Origin of the sequence: Kitasatospora sp. NPDC088779 (genome assembly GCF_040685395.1) — a bacterium.
GTDB lineage: Bacteria > Actinomycetota > Actinomycetes > Streptomycetales > Streptomycetaceae > Kitasatospora.
The window spans coordinates 35,391-48,784 of record NZ_JBFBHW010000064.1 but is presented as its reverse complement, the minus strand read 5'-3'; the positions used below and the strand labels follow the sequence as shown (position 1 = coordinate 48,784).

The following is a 13,394-nucleotide window of genomic DNA, read 5'->3' as shown; positions in this document are numbered from 1 at the left end:
ACACATGGCGGTGATCGTCGCGGATGCCTCGCCCGCGACGATCACCACCAGTGCATCACGCCACGAAGTTGATCAATTACCCAACACTTTCTCAGGCGGTGCGGCCGAAGGCGGCCAGGCGGTCCGGGGTGCCGAGGTCGGGTGCCGCGGTGCGGATGTCGAAGGCGCCGACCGGGTGGCCCTGGCTGATCGCCCAGGGCATGAACTGCCGGTACAGGTCGGCCTCGCCGGGGTTGGCCAGGCGCCGGGCGTACTCCTCGAACAGGGCCCGGAACGGGGCGGGGGTGAGGATGACGGCGCCGGTGCTGGTGGCCTGCCGCAGCCCGCTGCGGCTCCCGGCCGGCAGGGTGGCGTCCACGCCTTCGAGGGCGTGGACGACGTGCTGGCCGTCGGGGTCGAGGAAGAGCCGGCCCGCGTTCTGGGCCGAGCGGCCGGGCGCGGTGGTCACGGTCCACGTCACCGCCGCCGGGCGGGAGCGGTGCTCGGCGACGGCGGAGGGCAGCAGGGCGGTGGGGAAGAGGGTGTCGGCGGGCAGCACCACCGCGGCCGGGGTGTCGGGCAGGTGGTCCAGGGCGGCGTAGGCGGCACCGGCGGTGCCGAGCGGGTGCTGTTCGCGGTGGATCGTCAGCTCCGCCTGCCGGGCCGAGGGGTGGGTGAGGGCGTACGTCTCGACGGCGTCGGCGCCGGTGGCGGGGTCGGTGCTGGTGAGCACGGCGATCCGGCGGAACCCGGCGGTGGTGAGCTGGGTGAGCGCGTGGCCGAGCATCGGGGTGCGGCCGGTGTCGGTGTCGATCGGAACCAGAACCTTCGGCGTGCGGTGCAGCTCGGCGTCGGCCGCGTCCCGCAGCCGGCTGCCCTTGCCGCCGGCCAGGACCAGGGCGACGGCGCGGGCGGGCAGGGAGACGAGCTTGCTGGTGTAGTAGGGGGCGGTGGTGTCGGTGGTGCTCCGTTCGGTCACGGGGGTCCTCCCGGGTGGCGGGTGGGTGAGCGTGGGGTGCCGCACCTGCCCGCCCCGGGGTCACAGGAGGTTCAGCGCATCCAGGGCGAGGTAGGCGGCGGCGGTGTCGGTCATCTCGCCGCGGCGGAGCACGCGGGCGCGGAACTCCGCCAGGTCGAGGGTCACGACGTCGATGAACTCGGTGCGCTCGGGGGTCGGTTCGGCGACCTTGACGCAGTCGGTGGCGAAGAAGGCGAAGCGAAGGGCGTTGGAGTACGCGTCCAGCCAGTACGGTCCGGCGGCGTGGACCTCGCCCTGGTAGCCGGTCTCCTCTAGCAACTCCCGGGCGATGGCGTCCAGCGCCTCCTCGCCGGGCTCCAGGAAACCGCCGGGCAGCTCGTAGAGCACCTGGTCCGGGCCGGGCCGGTACTGGCGGGCGAGGATGACCTGCCGGTCGGTGGTGAGGGCGAGTACCGCGCCGGCCGGGCGCTCGCTCTTGAGGTAGAACTCCTCCTTCCGGCCGTCTGGCAGCTCGAACTCGACGCGGTCCACGGACCGGCCGAACTTGCTGAACACGGTGGTGCGTTCGATCTCGCGCCACGACGCGGTGGTGGTGTCGGTCGTCATGGCCAGGACTGTACGGCTCCGGCCCGGCCCAGGCGGCCGTTCCGCTGTTGCTTGTCGGCCGGTGCCTGGTGGCGGGTGGGGCATGTCCAGAAGACCACCGGATCGGGTGACAGCGGCAGGGCAGATCGGTAGGCAGTCCGTGGCCGTCTCGGTACGCTGAGTTCTCTGCCTGGACCGAGGGTTGGGGCGGGGCATCGTGGCGAACGTGCTGTTCAAGCGCGCGCGGCTCGCGCTGGGCCTGACGCAGCGCCAGGTCGCCGAGCGGGTGCGCGCGCTGGTCGAGGCGGTCACCAGACGGGAATCGTCGTTTGACGCCGGCTACGTCTCGCGCATAGAACGTGGCCTCATCACCTGGCCGCACGAGCACTACCGGCAGGCCCTCTGCGTCGTGCTGGGGGCGGGGACGGCGGCCGAGCTGGGCTTGATCGCCAAGCAGGTCCACCACCGCGAACACCCCGATGAGGTGAGCTCCTCGAACCGCCGAGACGTTCTCCAGGCAGCCCTGGTCGCCCTGCTGCCGCCCGCGCCGCCCCTGTCGCGCCTGCGCATCGGCAACGTCCGGGCCATCGCCTCTCGCACCAGCGTCCTGGAGCACTGGGACCGGGCCGCGGGCGGCCGGGCCGTGCGCGACTTCGCGCTGCGCGAGCTGCAGGCCGCGGTGGCACTCGCCGAGGCGTCGACCAGCCCGGCCGTGCGCGCCGCACTGCTCGGCACGATCGCCCGTCTGGCGAACCTGACCGCCTGGTCCTCCTTCGACGCCGGCCTGTTCGACGAGGCCCGCCCGCTCTTCCAGCTCGGCCTCACCGCCGGCCACGAGCACGGCGACGCGGGTCTGCTGTGCCATCTGGCAACCAACGCCGCCCGTCAGGAGATCCACCTGCGCCGCCCCGAGCGGGCTCTGGAACTGGCTGGCCGGGTGGACGGGCGCCTGCCCGCCGCCGCGCGGGCGATGCTCGCCGCCGTGCGCGCCCAAGCCCACGCCCTGGGCGGCGACGAGCGGCAGGCGGCCCGCCACCTCGTGGCCGCCGAGCACGCCTACGACAAGGTCACCGACCTCGCGGCCGGCCCGGCCTGGACTCAGAGCATTACCGAGGCCAAGGTCGGCAGCGACAGCGGCTTCGCCCTCTACCTGCTGTCCGCCGCCACCGGCCGCGACAACCCCCAGGTCGTCGCCAACCTGCGCCGGGCTGCCGAGGCCGACACGGCGCAGGCCCGGGTACGGGCCATGGCCACCGCCCGCCTGGCCACCGTGCTCTACCGCCGGGGCGAGCGCGCCGAAGCCGACCAGCACGCCGCCCAGGCCCACGACCTGGCGGCCACCGTCGGCTCCGCCCGCCTGGCCACCGCGCTCGCGGACATGCGCCACGCAGCCCTCCGGCACTGACCCACGATCAGCAGCCCGCCTGTCCGGCGCCGGGCTAGAGCCGGATCCCGTTGCGGAGCAGGAGAGCGGCCAACTCGGGATCGTCGTCGGGGCTGACTCCGTGGATGTCGCCATTTCGCAGCGCCCACACGCCGCGCAGGCTGAAGTCGACGGCGACGCACAGGATCTCGCCCCGGTAGTCGAGTTCGTAGTACGTGCAGTGATCCAGTTCGGGGATCGCACGCTGCACGCGCTCGGTGATGTCCGCGCCTTCTCTTTCTTCAACGGGCTCGGCGGCGGTGTCCTGGATGCCGCTGATGACCGCGCGCAGGTCGATGACGGCCACGCCGTCCGGGGCGTCGATGTTGCCCTTGCCGAAGCGGAGCCAGATCGGGACGGCGCCGGCGTCGCGGGCGAAGGCGAACTTGGCGGCGGAGGAGGCGTTGGGCGCGGAGTCGATCTCCACGACGATGTCGGCCGCGCCGAGCTGGCGGATGACGGTGTCCAGGCGGCCGTAGCGGCTCGCGCCGGGCGGGACGACGGGCAGGCGGAGCTCCCGGTAGGGCTGGGCGCGGAAGGGGCCCTCCAGCGAGCGGCCGAGCTCGCCGACCTGCTTGGTCAGCAGCCGGGTGATCGCGGCGGTGCCCAGCACGCCCTGCGCCTGCCGGGCCTCGGTCAGAGCAGCGTCCGCCCAGTCGGCGAACCAGTCGGAGAACTCCTCGGCCATGTCGTCCAGTTCGTCCGTGCCCACGGGGCGGGGACGGCGGCCGGTGAGGTGGTGCGGCCAGCCCTCCGCCCAGTGGGCGTGGTCCAGGATCTTCAGCACCCCGCCCGCGGCGGAGGCCCGTCCGGCCTCCGCCTTGGTGGGCAGCATCGCAGCGGCCTGGGCGGTCACCCGGACCAGCGCCGCGTTCATCTCGCCCTGGCGGCCCGTCAGCGCGGCCTCGGCCCCGAACGCGCCCTGCAGTGTCTTGGCCGCCCAGACTGCCCACCTGGTTCTCCACGAAGACCAACAACATCGACGACCGAGCCCAGCACCACATGCTCGTCTCCGCAGCCACCCAGGCCCTGCACGAACTCGCTCACCTCACCAGCACAACTCCCGCCGGCCTGGCTCACGCGCTCCCCGCCTTCGGCGCCGACGAAGGCCCCGTCCGGGCCACGACCGCCTGCCACCGGTGCACTGCCCGCCTCGGTATCCGCGAGCCCGTCCCCGTCCACCTCCCGATTCACCACAAGGTCTGCACACAACACGGGATCTGGCTCAGCGATCTCGGAGAACACCACCTCGGCCTCTCCCTATGTCCCGAGATCACCACCGCCCAGCACCGGGCGAACCGCCTCCTACGACGCTTCACACCCCAGCAACTCACCCTCGCCCACCAAACCGCGGCCACCGCCGTCGCGCCCTGGCCGGCCTCCCCAGCCGCCGTCCCGCACCACTGGAGATACCGGCTCCTCGCACTGCAGACCCACAATCACCAACGCGGCGTCCCGACCGACCTCGATGCCTACACACACGCCGCGATCTACCCCGACACCATCGAACTCGCCGCGGCAATACTCGCCAAGCATCCTCACGATCCAGCAAGATCCACTGGCGAGACCTCTCCGCACCTCCGAACGCTGACGCCCGTGAGTCACGGTCGCTTCGCCACTCAAGATTCCTCGTCGCAGGTCAGAACGACCGCGTCAGGGACGACTCGGTGACACAGAACAACTCCCGGATAAGTGAACTCGTTCGAAAAGCGCGCGTGATCGTGACACCATGGACCGCGTGATGACGAACCGAAAGGTCCATGCCGCGTAGACGGCCGACGGACGTCCGGACCAGCCTCCCCCCACACCGGGCACAGGCTTCGAGACCCGCGATCGACGGTGTCTCCTCGCGGGCACTCTCCGAGGTAGCCCGTCTCGAACGCACCCGGAACTACCTGCAACCAGGGGATGTCACCGTCGCTGTGCGCCTGTGGCGGGACCACGTTCGCCGATCTCGCCGACCTCTTCGGGATCTCGCCCTACACCGCCCGCGTCTGGTCGTCCCGTCCCAACACGGTGACGCCCACATTCCTGGCCCCGAACGCCTGGATCGACGCGGCCGGGAATATGACCACCACCGCCCCGCCAGAGGGACGCCACCACGGGTGGCATCCCCTCTGGCGTGAGGACCACCGAAACACGCCCTCGTGACTGCCGATCCAGAGCGGCTGCCGGCCCGAGGTAGCGGCACCGTGGAGTGATCTTGTCGTAGACGGCGCGCTCATGGCGGTCTACGAACCCGAAGACCTGTTCAGCCACCAGCGCATGGGTCCTATCGTCTAAGCAGCTCGTGAAGCCTTGAGGATCATCGCGTCGTATACGGGACTGTCGTCCGCGTGCTTGATCTGGCCGATAATCTCGTAGCCCCACTTCAGGTAAGCGCTGTGCGCGGGTTCGTTGTCGGGGATGCAGGTGAGTGCCGTCCACCGTTGTTCGCGTCCGGCGACCCACTCATCGTGCAGACGCCGCCCCACACCGCGATTCGCATGTTCGGGGAGGACCATCAGCTCGCGTAGCCAGCCGATGTCGCCGGCTTGCGCGTCGGCGACGGTTGGCGCGGGGCGACGTACGCCGAGAGAGACCCACCAGGCACGGTCTGCGGGAAGGGTAACGCCGTGCACCAAACCGATCATCGCGCCGTCGCCGCCGGTGTGTGCGGTAAGGCACTCGAACCCCGGCAATTCGGTAGCAGCGAGCAGGCGGTCGCGAAACATCGCCGGGGTGAAGAACGGGTCGTCGTTATAGGGCGGGACGTTGTAGACGTGGGCGTAGACGTCGACCAGGTCGTCGAGGACTTTCACGGTGGCGTTGGGCGTGTGGCGTTCAAGGTGGAGCTCGGAGATCGGCATGAGGGGACTTCCTTACTGGTCAGGCGGCGTACTGGGTGATGCGTTCGATCGTGTGCCGGGCGCGTGGGTCGTTGTCGTAGCGATTCAACCCGGAAGCAATGCCGAGCAGCACCTGCTTGTTTCGGCGGGAGGTCATACCGCTGCCGATCATCCGGATGGATTGTTCGGCGGCGTCGATCGACTGGTCCAGGTCGCCGGCGTGCAGGGCTGCGCCGGACAGACGGACCAGGCACATGCCGCGGTTTCGGTCGTGGGCCGTATCCTGCAGCTGTGCTGACCGGCTGAGGAGGTTGACGGCCTGCTCGTGATCACCGAGGTCGTTGCGGCACATCCCCTCCAGACAAACCAGCTCCGCTTCGTTGAGGAACTGCGCCCACTGCGGGTCGTAGTCGGTGGTGCCCCGTTCGAACGCCCGCCAGGCCCTCAGAAGCGCATCGTTGACGCTAGTAGTGTCGCCCATGGCGGCATACCCCTGCGCCTCGCGGACGGCGAGAAGGGACTGTACGCGGGCCGGCGCCCAAGCACCGACATACTTCCCGGCGCGCTGCGCGTAGCGGACGGCGGCACGAGGGTGCCCGAGGTCGACAGCCTGCCGCGCCATCACCGACAGTGTGCGGACGATGAGCGGGTCGTCGTCGGACAGCAGGGCGGTGTTGAGGGCCCTCTCCCAATGGGCTGCGGCCTCGCCGGTGCGCCCGGCGTCATAGCAGAACCAGCCGATGGAGGTGGTCAGCGAGCCCGAGATCGCATGCAACTCGTCGCCGACGCCCTCGGTGAAAACTCCTCGTTCCAGGAGGTCGGTGATGTAGTACAGGGTGTGCTGCGCGCCGCGCCAGAGCAGGTCGCCGCCGAAGCGCTGGTCCAGGGCATCGAGCTCGCTCAGACTCCGGCGCAGATCGTCGATCTCCTCATCGCCGACCCGGATTGGATCCAGGGAGCGGCCGCCAGAAGGTGAGGACAGCCAGGGCAACGCGCCGATGGCGGCAGCCGTGCCAGCAGCAAGAACTTCACGTCGGTTCACAGGCGGGATCATCACCCCTCTCGCGAGTTCCACGCCAGCCGAACGCAGATCGAGGGGCGCGACGAACCCGAGTTCCTCATACGTGGCGTTGAAGGTCGCTGTGAGCGCCTCCAAAGCATCCGTAGTCGGCAAGCCTGGGTTGGGCGACTCCCAGCGCTTCCAGCTGCGCGCCGTGACCTCCCAGTTCGGCTTGCGGAAGATCTTCCTGCCGACCTTGGTGACCTCGCTGGCCGCCTTGACCTGGGTCGTCCACCCCTTCCGCATCCGGGCCGCGTACAAGAGCTCGTTGTACCCCTCTGGCTTCGGCCTGCTCATTCCGTTTCCCTACGCATCGTCACATCCCAACGCTATTAGGCAATGTGGCCGAATGGGAGCTTCCTGGCCGGATTCACCCAGGGGTTCCGCAGGTTGGTCCGTCGATGGCCCTTCGATGGCCCCTTGTCGGTCCTTCGATTGTCTTCCGCAGGGCTGCGGTCGGCCGGTGGAATGGATCTGCTGTCGCGGAGCCCGCATCGTCACAGATCCCGGGCCCGCGCAGCTCCACCACGCTTCCCGCCCTCGGCGGTGGGACCCCCGAAGGAATGGCATGAACGCATCTGTTGGGCTTCGTTCCTGCGGCCAGCAGCCGGAGGGGCCGGGCCCCGTTTCCCTCCCGGCTGCGCTCTACGCGCTCTCGGCAGGTCGGGACCGGCCGGACTATCCGCTGACGACGTGCCAGATGACGGCCCAGGCCCGGGGGTGGAAGCCGGTCCAGGCGTTCTGGGACGCGGCGCCGCCGCCTGGCGGAACCGGGCTGGGCCTCGGTGAGAGCTGGGGCAGGCTCTTGAAGTTGGCGGAGATGGGCACGGTGTCCGTCATCGTCGTGTCCGACATCACCGCGGTCGTCCACGACCGCGCCGGGCTGCGGCAACTGGAGATGTGGGCTGACGACAACCGTGTCCTCGTCCACTGCGTGACGGCCGGCAGGTACGCCGGAGCCCACCACCAGATCGGGCCGCCGCCGCTGAGGAAGGGCGCGTGATGGCCACCCACACGGTGACACCGGCCCAGGACGCGACCGCGCTGCCCACGCCGGTCCGTGCCGGGGTCCTGCTGCCGGACCTGAGGGCTCACCAGCACCCGGCGGGTCCCGACGACCAGTGGATCGTCGACTTCGGCGGGGCGTCCACCCAGACGGCCCCCAGGCCGGCCGAGGGGATCGATCGTGCGTGAGGTGACATGGTTCCCGAACGCGACGGGCAGCGCCGATCAGACGGTGCGCCAGGTGTGCGTCTACCTGCGGGAATGGGGAGTGCAGCTCGACCCGGCGACGCGCGAGCGGGTCGCCACGGTCGTGGCCAACCTGTTCTGCGCCGCCGCACGCAGCCCGCACACGCGCTTCTCGGTCGGGCTGCGGCTCGTCCTGAACCGCCGGGAACTCGCGGTCGAGGCCCTGGCCGGCGCGGTGGCGTTCCCCCGTCACCGATCGGCCGACCGCCCGCTCCCGGAGCCGTTGTCGGCCTGTACCACCTCCGGCGGGATCGAGGAGCGGGCCAACGGCTGCCGGTTCTGGGCGACCGTCGACCTGCGCAGACAGCGCACGCGCGCCGGGCCCGTGGGCCGGTGCCTGGCGCTACGACGCCGGGGCGAAACCCGCAGCGGCTTCGCCTGACCGGCTCGCCACGCTTCCGGTAGCCGCCGGCTGCCGGATACGGCGCCCGCCCCGTGTCCCGGGGCGGGCAGCGGCAGGACAGCGCGCCCGGCCTCCCCCGCCCGGTACGCCGCTGTTCGCCGCTTCCCGGTTCTCCCCGTCGCCGGTGGGGAGAACCGGGCCCCGAGCTCCCGTTTCCCACCTGGCGGCAACGGGAGTTCACGGCCGTGAACACGGTCGCGTGTCGCCGGCCGCACGGTCGGTGGCGACGGGGTGTCGAGGGCCGCAACGGCCCGTCCCGCACCCCGCCTTGTGACAGCCCGCTCTCGGGGAGCGGGCAGGCCGGGCAGCAGGAGGCACCCCCCTTCCGTCTGCTGCCCGGCCGAACCGGACGGCCGCGGCTGGGGACCAGTGCCCGCGTCCGTCCGCCCGGCCACGTGCCACCCGGCACGGGGGCCGGCCCGTCCGGGGCCGCCTATGGGGACAGGCGGCCCCGGACTCCACTTGCCTCAGCCGGATTCGATCCCAGTTCAAGGACCCCCCGTGAGTGTCGGACCGCACACCAGCAGACTCCTCAAGACCACCGTCGGCCAGGCACGCCATCAGGCCATCACGGCCTCGTACTCGGCGCTGGTCCAGGCCTGCGACGCGAGCGGTGAACAGAGCGACGGAGCCGAACTGGTCGACGAGAGCCCGCGACCCCTCTGGTCGCTGCCCGGCTCCGGCGCGTACGCCGTGGTACACACGGACCCCGATGAGGCGCGGGCCCTGCTGTGGAGTGCCCACCTCCTCGAGGAGCACCAGGTGCCCGTCGTCGTCCCCGAGTACCGCCACCCTCTGAGGGGCGGCGGCCGCGACGTCACCGTCTGGCACCGTCCCGGGCCCCGGTACAGCGGCCGGTCCGTCGGCGCGTGGGCGAGCGCCGCGGTGCACCGGATCCAACCGGATGCCGGACAGCTGAGGGACCACGATCCGTTCGACGGCCTGCTGGACGGCCTCGCGGACGCGCCCCTGCTGCGCGCCGACCGGGACGTCCTGCGGCTGCGCGCCGACCGGCTGCGCGAGCAGTGGACGAGCATCGACTGGCCGACACCGCCGACCGTGATCCTCGGCGACCTGGGGGCCGCGCGCTGCCACGGCGCCGGAACGACCCTCCCGCGGCTGCTGCTTCGCCGCCCGCTGCTGCGCGGGCACCTCGAGTGGGACCTCGCCGCCGCCCGCTGGCGCACGGACATGCTCGCCGGCCACCTTCACGACCACGACGGATACGCCGAGGCCTACGCCACCCACACCGACAGGAACCTGCCGTACGGGTCGATCGACCGCTGGGAGCACTACCCGCTCGTGCGCGACCTCGTCGTACTCACGGACGTGATGCACACGGTGCGCCGCGCCCACCTCGACTCCCGCACCCGCCAACTGGCGGCACACCAGAGCGCCTGCCTGCGCGGCTTGGTCGCCCGCCCCTGGCCCTGGAAGGTGCGCTGATGCTGGCCCTCCCGTTCGCGACCGGGCCGGGAACTACCCCGGGCATCGCGTGGACCTGGCCGCGTCTGGGCCACGCCGTCCTCGGCGCCCGCCTGCGGCGCCCTGCGGTCGAGTTCGCGCTGCGGCGCAGCGTCGGCCCCGGGGGAAGCGTCCCGCTGCTGGAGCACGTGGTGGTCGGCGCGTTGCCGCGCTGGGGTCCTGACGTGGCCGGCGCGCCCACAGCGTCGTCCGATCCTCAGCTCCCGCCCGGTCATGGGGGCGGGGAGCGGAAGAGCAGCGCGGCGACGGGCCGCGTCACAGCTCACCGCCGCGGACGACCTGCCCGGTGTCCTTTGCCGGGGGCCGGGCGGGCGTTCGTCACCGTCGCCGATTCGGCGGCGGCCAGGGGCCCGCTGTCCCCGGCGGGGCAAGCGGGCCCCGCCAAGGACACTCCAGCACGTGGACAGGAGCTGATGTGAGCGCGGCGGCCGACGGCGGTGTGCCCAGGGGACTGCTGGAGGCGGCGATGCAACTGCTTCCGCAGACGGACAGCTGCGACGTGCTCCTGGCCTTCATCGGGGACCAGCTCCACGAGCACTGGGGCGGCCCCGTACTGGTCAACCCGAGCCTGTGGCTGGTGGAGGAGCACTGCGAGCGGGCGGCCCGCCACCGCCAGCGGGTCCTGAAGCGCACGGACGCCGTCGCCGACGCGCTGATCGAGTGCGCGCTGCAACTCGTCGACGCCGACCGGCCGGCAGACACCGACCACACGCTGGACACGGTGCGCCGGGTCGCCGCGCTGGTCGCCGCCCTGCCCCACTTCGACAACCCGTTGCTGGGCAACGGCGCCACCGTCGCGCCGGGCCCCGCCGATTCCCGGGCGCTGCCCGGCGCCGACACCAGCACGAGGACACCGCCATGCGCCCCATGACGCTGACACAGATCGCCGCCCTGACCGGCGCGGCCCTGCACGGCCCCCGCACCGACCGCTCGACGGATCGCGTCGTCACCGCCGTGGTCCGGGACCCGGACGCCGTCACAGCTGGCAGCGTCTTCGCCCCGCTGGTGCCCGGTGCCACCTCGACGGACCTCGTCCGGGCCGTCCGACACGCCTTCGGTGCCCTCGCCGCCCGACGCGCGGTCGGTGTCATCGCCGCGCAGCCCGTGCCCGGGGTGCGGACCGTGGTCGTGGACGACGTCGAGGCGGCCCTGGAGACGCTCGCCGCACACGCCGCGCTCGCGTTCGGCCGGCGCGTCATGGTCGACGGCGGCCCGGACAGTCTGCCGGCCGCGCAGATCCTCGCGCAGTTGCTGCCCGATGCCGTGGCGGCGATCGAGATACCGCCCCGCCCGGGCCCGAACGCGGTGACCGGGGCCCTGCTGACGTGCGGCCCGGATGTGCGGCAGGTGGTGGCCGACCTCGGCGCCGCCGGGTCCGACGCCGCCGCCCGGGCGATACGGGTCCTGCGGCCGCAGGTCCTGACGGTCCTGCCGGCCTCGGCCGAGTGCCCCGACGGCGTACTGCGGGCGCCGCAGGCGGTCTTCGACCTCGCGCCGGCGTGCGCCGTCCTGCCCGCCGGGTATGAGCTGCACCCCGCGCTCGAGGCGTGGGCTCCCCAGCGCGTCGTCACCTACTCCGCTGACGAGGACGTGCCCGCCGCGGTGCGGGCCGAGGACCTGATGGTTCTTCCGGACGGGCGCGCCCGGTTCACGCTCGTCCACGGGGCGGTCAGCCGTGTGGTGGAGCTGGCCCTGCACAGCCCCGAGCACGTGGAACCCGCGCTCGCGGCCGCCGCGACCGCGCTCGCCGCGGGCCAGCGCTTCGAGGACGTCGTCTCCCGCCTGGGCCGGGCCCGTCTGCCCAGCGGCTGCCTGACCACCCGGGAATACGGCGACGCGCGGCTGCTGTTCGCTGACGGCTGCGGCACGGGGGCGGCCGCGACCGAGGCCGCCCTGCGTGTGCTGCACCGCCGGGGTCTGGCCCAGCACCGTCCGGCCGCCGCCCTGCTGGGTGAACTGCGCGGCACCCGGCCAGGCGGCGCGATCCAGCAGATCCGGCGCACGGCCACCGACCTCGGCGTGGAAGTCGCCGTGATCGGCAGCGAGCTGGCGGGCGGCATGAGCCCGCAGTCCCGGGGTTTCCCGACGGCGTCGCAGGGTCTGGCCTGGGTGCGCGCCCGGATCGCGTCCAGCAGCGAAAACCGGTCCAGCATCGTGCTGATCAAAGGCAGCACGGAGCAGTGCCTCACCGCCGACGCGGTCACGGCGGACCTGCAGCTGAAAGCCGACGGCCCCGACACCAGCCCCGCCGGAACGCCCTCCCACGAGGACATGAGGTACCGGAACCCGGAAGTCGCCGCCGCGCAGGTGCTCGCCGAGGCCTGCCGCCGGAGCGGCCGGGACGCGGCCCGTGCCCGCCGGCTCCCGGGCGAGGACCCCTCCTGGCGTCTGGACGGCGCGGTCGTCGCCCGCGTCCACCTGGACAGGCCCGTCGAGGCGGCCGCTCGTGCCTTGCGCGGCACGCAGTGGCTCGCCCGACGCGGCATCCCCGTCGTCGCCCCCGCGCACTTCACGCCGATCGCGACCGGCGCGGACTCCTGCGCCACTTTGTGGCAGGACACCGGCCACTGGACGGCGCCTCTCATCGCCGCGGGCACCCTGCTCGCCGCCGTCCACAGCATCCCCGCGGACGGGCTCCACCCCAGCTCCCCGCTGCTGCATCTCGAGTACCTCCTCGCCAGGGTCCCCCGCGTGGACCCGGACCGGCGCGCTCTTGTGGCCGAGCACCTGGGCGACCTGTCCGAGCGCTACGCCCGTCTGACCTGGCCGACACCGCGCACCACGATCCTCGGTGACTCCAAGGCGCCGAACCTGCGCCGTGACCGGGCCGGGCACGTGCGCCTGGCCGCCGCGGGGTGGCCCCTGGACGGGCACCGGCAGTGGGACCTCGCGGTGATCCGGCGCGAAGTCGACCACGGGCGCCTCCACCCCGCCGACCACCAGCTGTTCCTGCAGACCTACGAGCGCTCCAGCGCACTCAACGGCCTCGCCGACTGGCCGGGATACGGCCTGTTGATCGACCTGATCGACCTCACGGAAGCACTGGGCCCGCTCGTCCGCAGGGGGCCCGGCCCGGCACGGGCCGGGGCCGAAACCCTCCTCACCGATCTGGTGGACCGTCAGCGCGCGGCCATGGCCGCCGGACCCTGCGCCTCCGCCCCGGGAGGTCCCCGGTGACCAGCCCCCGCCCCGCCCCCGACGGGCCGCCCGCCCGTACCGCCCTGCCCCGCCGCGTCCCCGGCCGCCACCTGACCGGCCCCGCCCCGCTGTCCAGCCCCGCCACGGCGCTGTTCACCCCACGCGTCGCGCCGGCACCCGACCCACTGGCCCGGCTCACCGGCTCCCAGAACGCAGCCGCCCGGATCGCCTCCCACCTACGCCGCGGCAACGGATCGGCGTGA

13 protein-coding genes are annotated in these 13,394 nt (G+C 72.5%); 8 read left to right on the top strand and 5 right to left on the bottom strand.

Going from position 1 to position 13,394, the window contains the following annotated elements:
- Nucleotides 1-91: 91 nt before the first annotated feature.
- The gene (locus tag AB0P03_RS36360; protein ID WP_363632902.1) at nt 92-958 is read right to left on the bottom strand and encodes an NTP transferase domain-containing protein; all 867 of its coding nucleotides are present in this window, start codon (nt 956-958) and stop codon (nt 92-94) included.
- 60 nt (nt 959-1,018) lie between these two features.
- Entirely contained in the window at nt 1,019-1,564 is a 546-nt protein-coding gene (locus AB0P03_RS36355) for an NUDIX hydrolase (RefSeq protein WP_363632900.1), read from the bottom strand.
- Nucleotides 1,565-1,769: 205 nt separating this feature from the next.
- Between AB0P03_RS36355 and AB0P03_RS36350 the strand changes: the two genes are divergently transcribed.
- The gene (locus AB0P03_RS36350) at nt 1,770-2,948 is read left to right on the top strand and encodes a helix-turn-helix domain-containing protein (RefSeq protein WP_363632898.1); all 1,179 of its coding nucleotides are present in this window, start codon (nt 1,770-1,772) and stop codon (nt 2,946-2,948) included.
- Nucleotides 2,949-2,982: 34 nt separating this feature from the next.
- Here the strand turns inward: AB0P03_RS36350 and AB0P03_RS36345 are convergent, their stop codons facing one another.
- From AB0P03_RS36345 to AB0P03_RS36335, 3 genes are all read right to left on the bottom strand, one after another.
- Nucleotides 2,983-3,843: a hypothetical protein gene (locus AB0P03_RS36345; RefSeq protein WP_363632896.1), complete on the bottom strand. Its 861-nt coding sequence runs from the start codon at nt 3,841-3,843 to the stop codon at nt 2,983-2,985.
- Nucleotides 3,844-5,245: 1,402 nt separating this feature from the next.
- Nucleotides 5,246-5,815: a GNAT family N-acetyltransferase gene (locus AB0P03_RS36340; protein WP_363632894.1), complete on the bottom strand. Its 570-nt coding sequence runs from the start codon at nt 5,813-5,815 to the stop codon at nt 5,246-5,248.
- A 19-nt stretch (nt 5,816-5,834) separates the two neighbouring features.
- Entirely contained in the window at nt 5,835-7,151 is a 1,317-nt protein-coding gene (locus tag AB0P03_RS36335) for a tetratricopeptide repeat protein (protein ID WP_363632893.1), read from the bottom strand.
- A 403-nt stretch (nt 7,152-7,554) separates the two neighbouring features.
- Here AB0P03_RS36335 and AB0P03_RS36330 point away from each other — a divergent pair, with 403 nt between their 5' ends.
- The 7 genes from AB0P03_RS36330 (at nt 7,555) to AB0P03_RS36300 (ending at nt 13,394) form a co-directional block, all read left to right on the top strand.
- A complete protein-coding gene (locus tag AB0P03_RS36330) occupies nt 7,555-7,857 on the top strand; it encodes a hypothetical protein (RefSeq protein ID WP_363632891.1) in 303 nt (100 codons plus the stop codon).
- Nucleotides 7,857-8,048: a hypothetical protein gene (locus AB0P03_RS36325; RefSeq protein ID WP_363632890.1), complete on the top strand. Its 192-nt coding sequence runs from the start codon at nt 7,857-7,859 to the stop codon at nt 8,046-8,048. Before AB0P03_RS36330 ends, AB0P03_RS36325 begins: the two co-directional genes overlap by 1 nt.
- On the top strand, nt 8,041-8,487 hold the full coding sequence (locus AB0P03_RS36320; protein ID WP_363632888.1) for a hypothetical protein: 447 nt from the start codon (nt 8,041-8,043) through the stop codon (nt 8,485-8,487). The genes AB0P03_RS36325 and AB0P03_RS36320 overlap by 8 nt, the downstream gene beginning before the upstream one ends.
- Nucleotides 8,488-9,009: 522 nt before the next feature.
- The gene (locus AB0P03_RS36315) at nt 9,010-9,954 is read left to right on the top strand and encodes a hypothetical protein (protein WP_363632887.1); all 945 of its coding nucleotides are present in this window, start codon (nt 9,010-9,012) and stop codon (nt 9,952-9,954) included.
- Between the two features lie 454 nt (nt 9,955-10,408).
- The gene (locus AB0P03_RS36310) at nt 10,409-10,864 is read left to right on the top strand and encodes a hypothetical protein (protein WP_363632885.1); all 456 of its coding nucleotides are present in this window, start codon (nt 10,409-10,411) and stop codon (nt 10,862-10,864) included.
- Nucleotides 10,861-13,170: a hypothetical protein gene (locus AB0P03_RS36305; RefSeq protein ID WP_363632883.1), complete on the top strand. Its 2,310-nt coding sequence runs from the start codon at nt 10,861-10,863 to the stop codon at nt 13,168-13,170. Before AB0P03_RS36310 ends, AB0P03_RS36305 begins: the two co-directional genes overlap by 4 nt.
- Nucleotides 13,167-13,394 carry a hypothetical protein gene (locus AB0P03_RS36300; protein ID WP_363632882.1) on the top strand — a complete coding sequence of 76 codons (228 nt, stop codon included), beginning with the start codon at nt 13,167-13,169 and terminating at the stop codon, nt 13,392-13,394. The genes AB0P03_RS36305 and AB0P03_RS36300 overlap by 4 nt, the downstream gene beginning before the upstream one ends.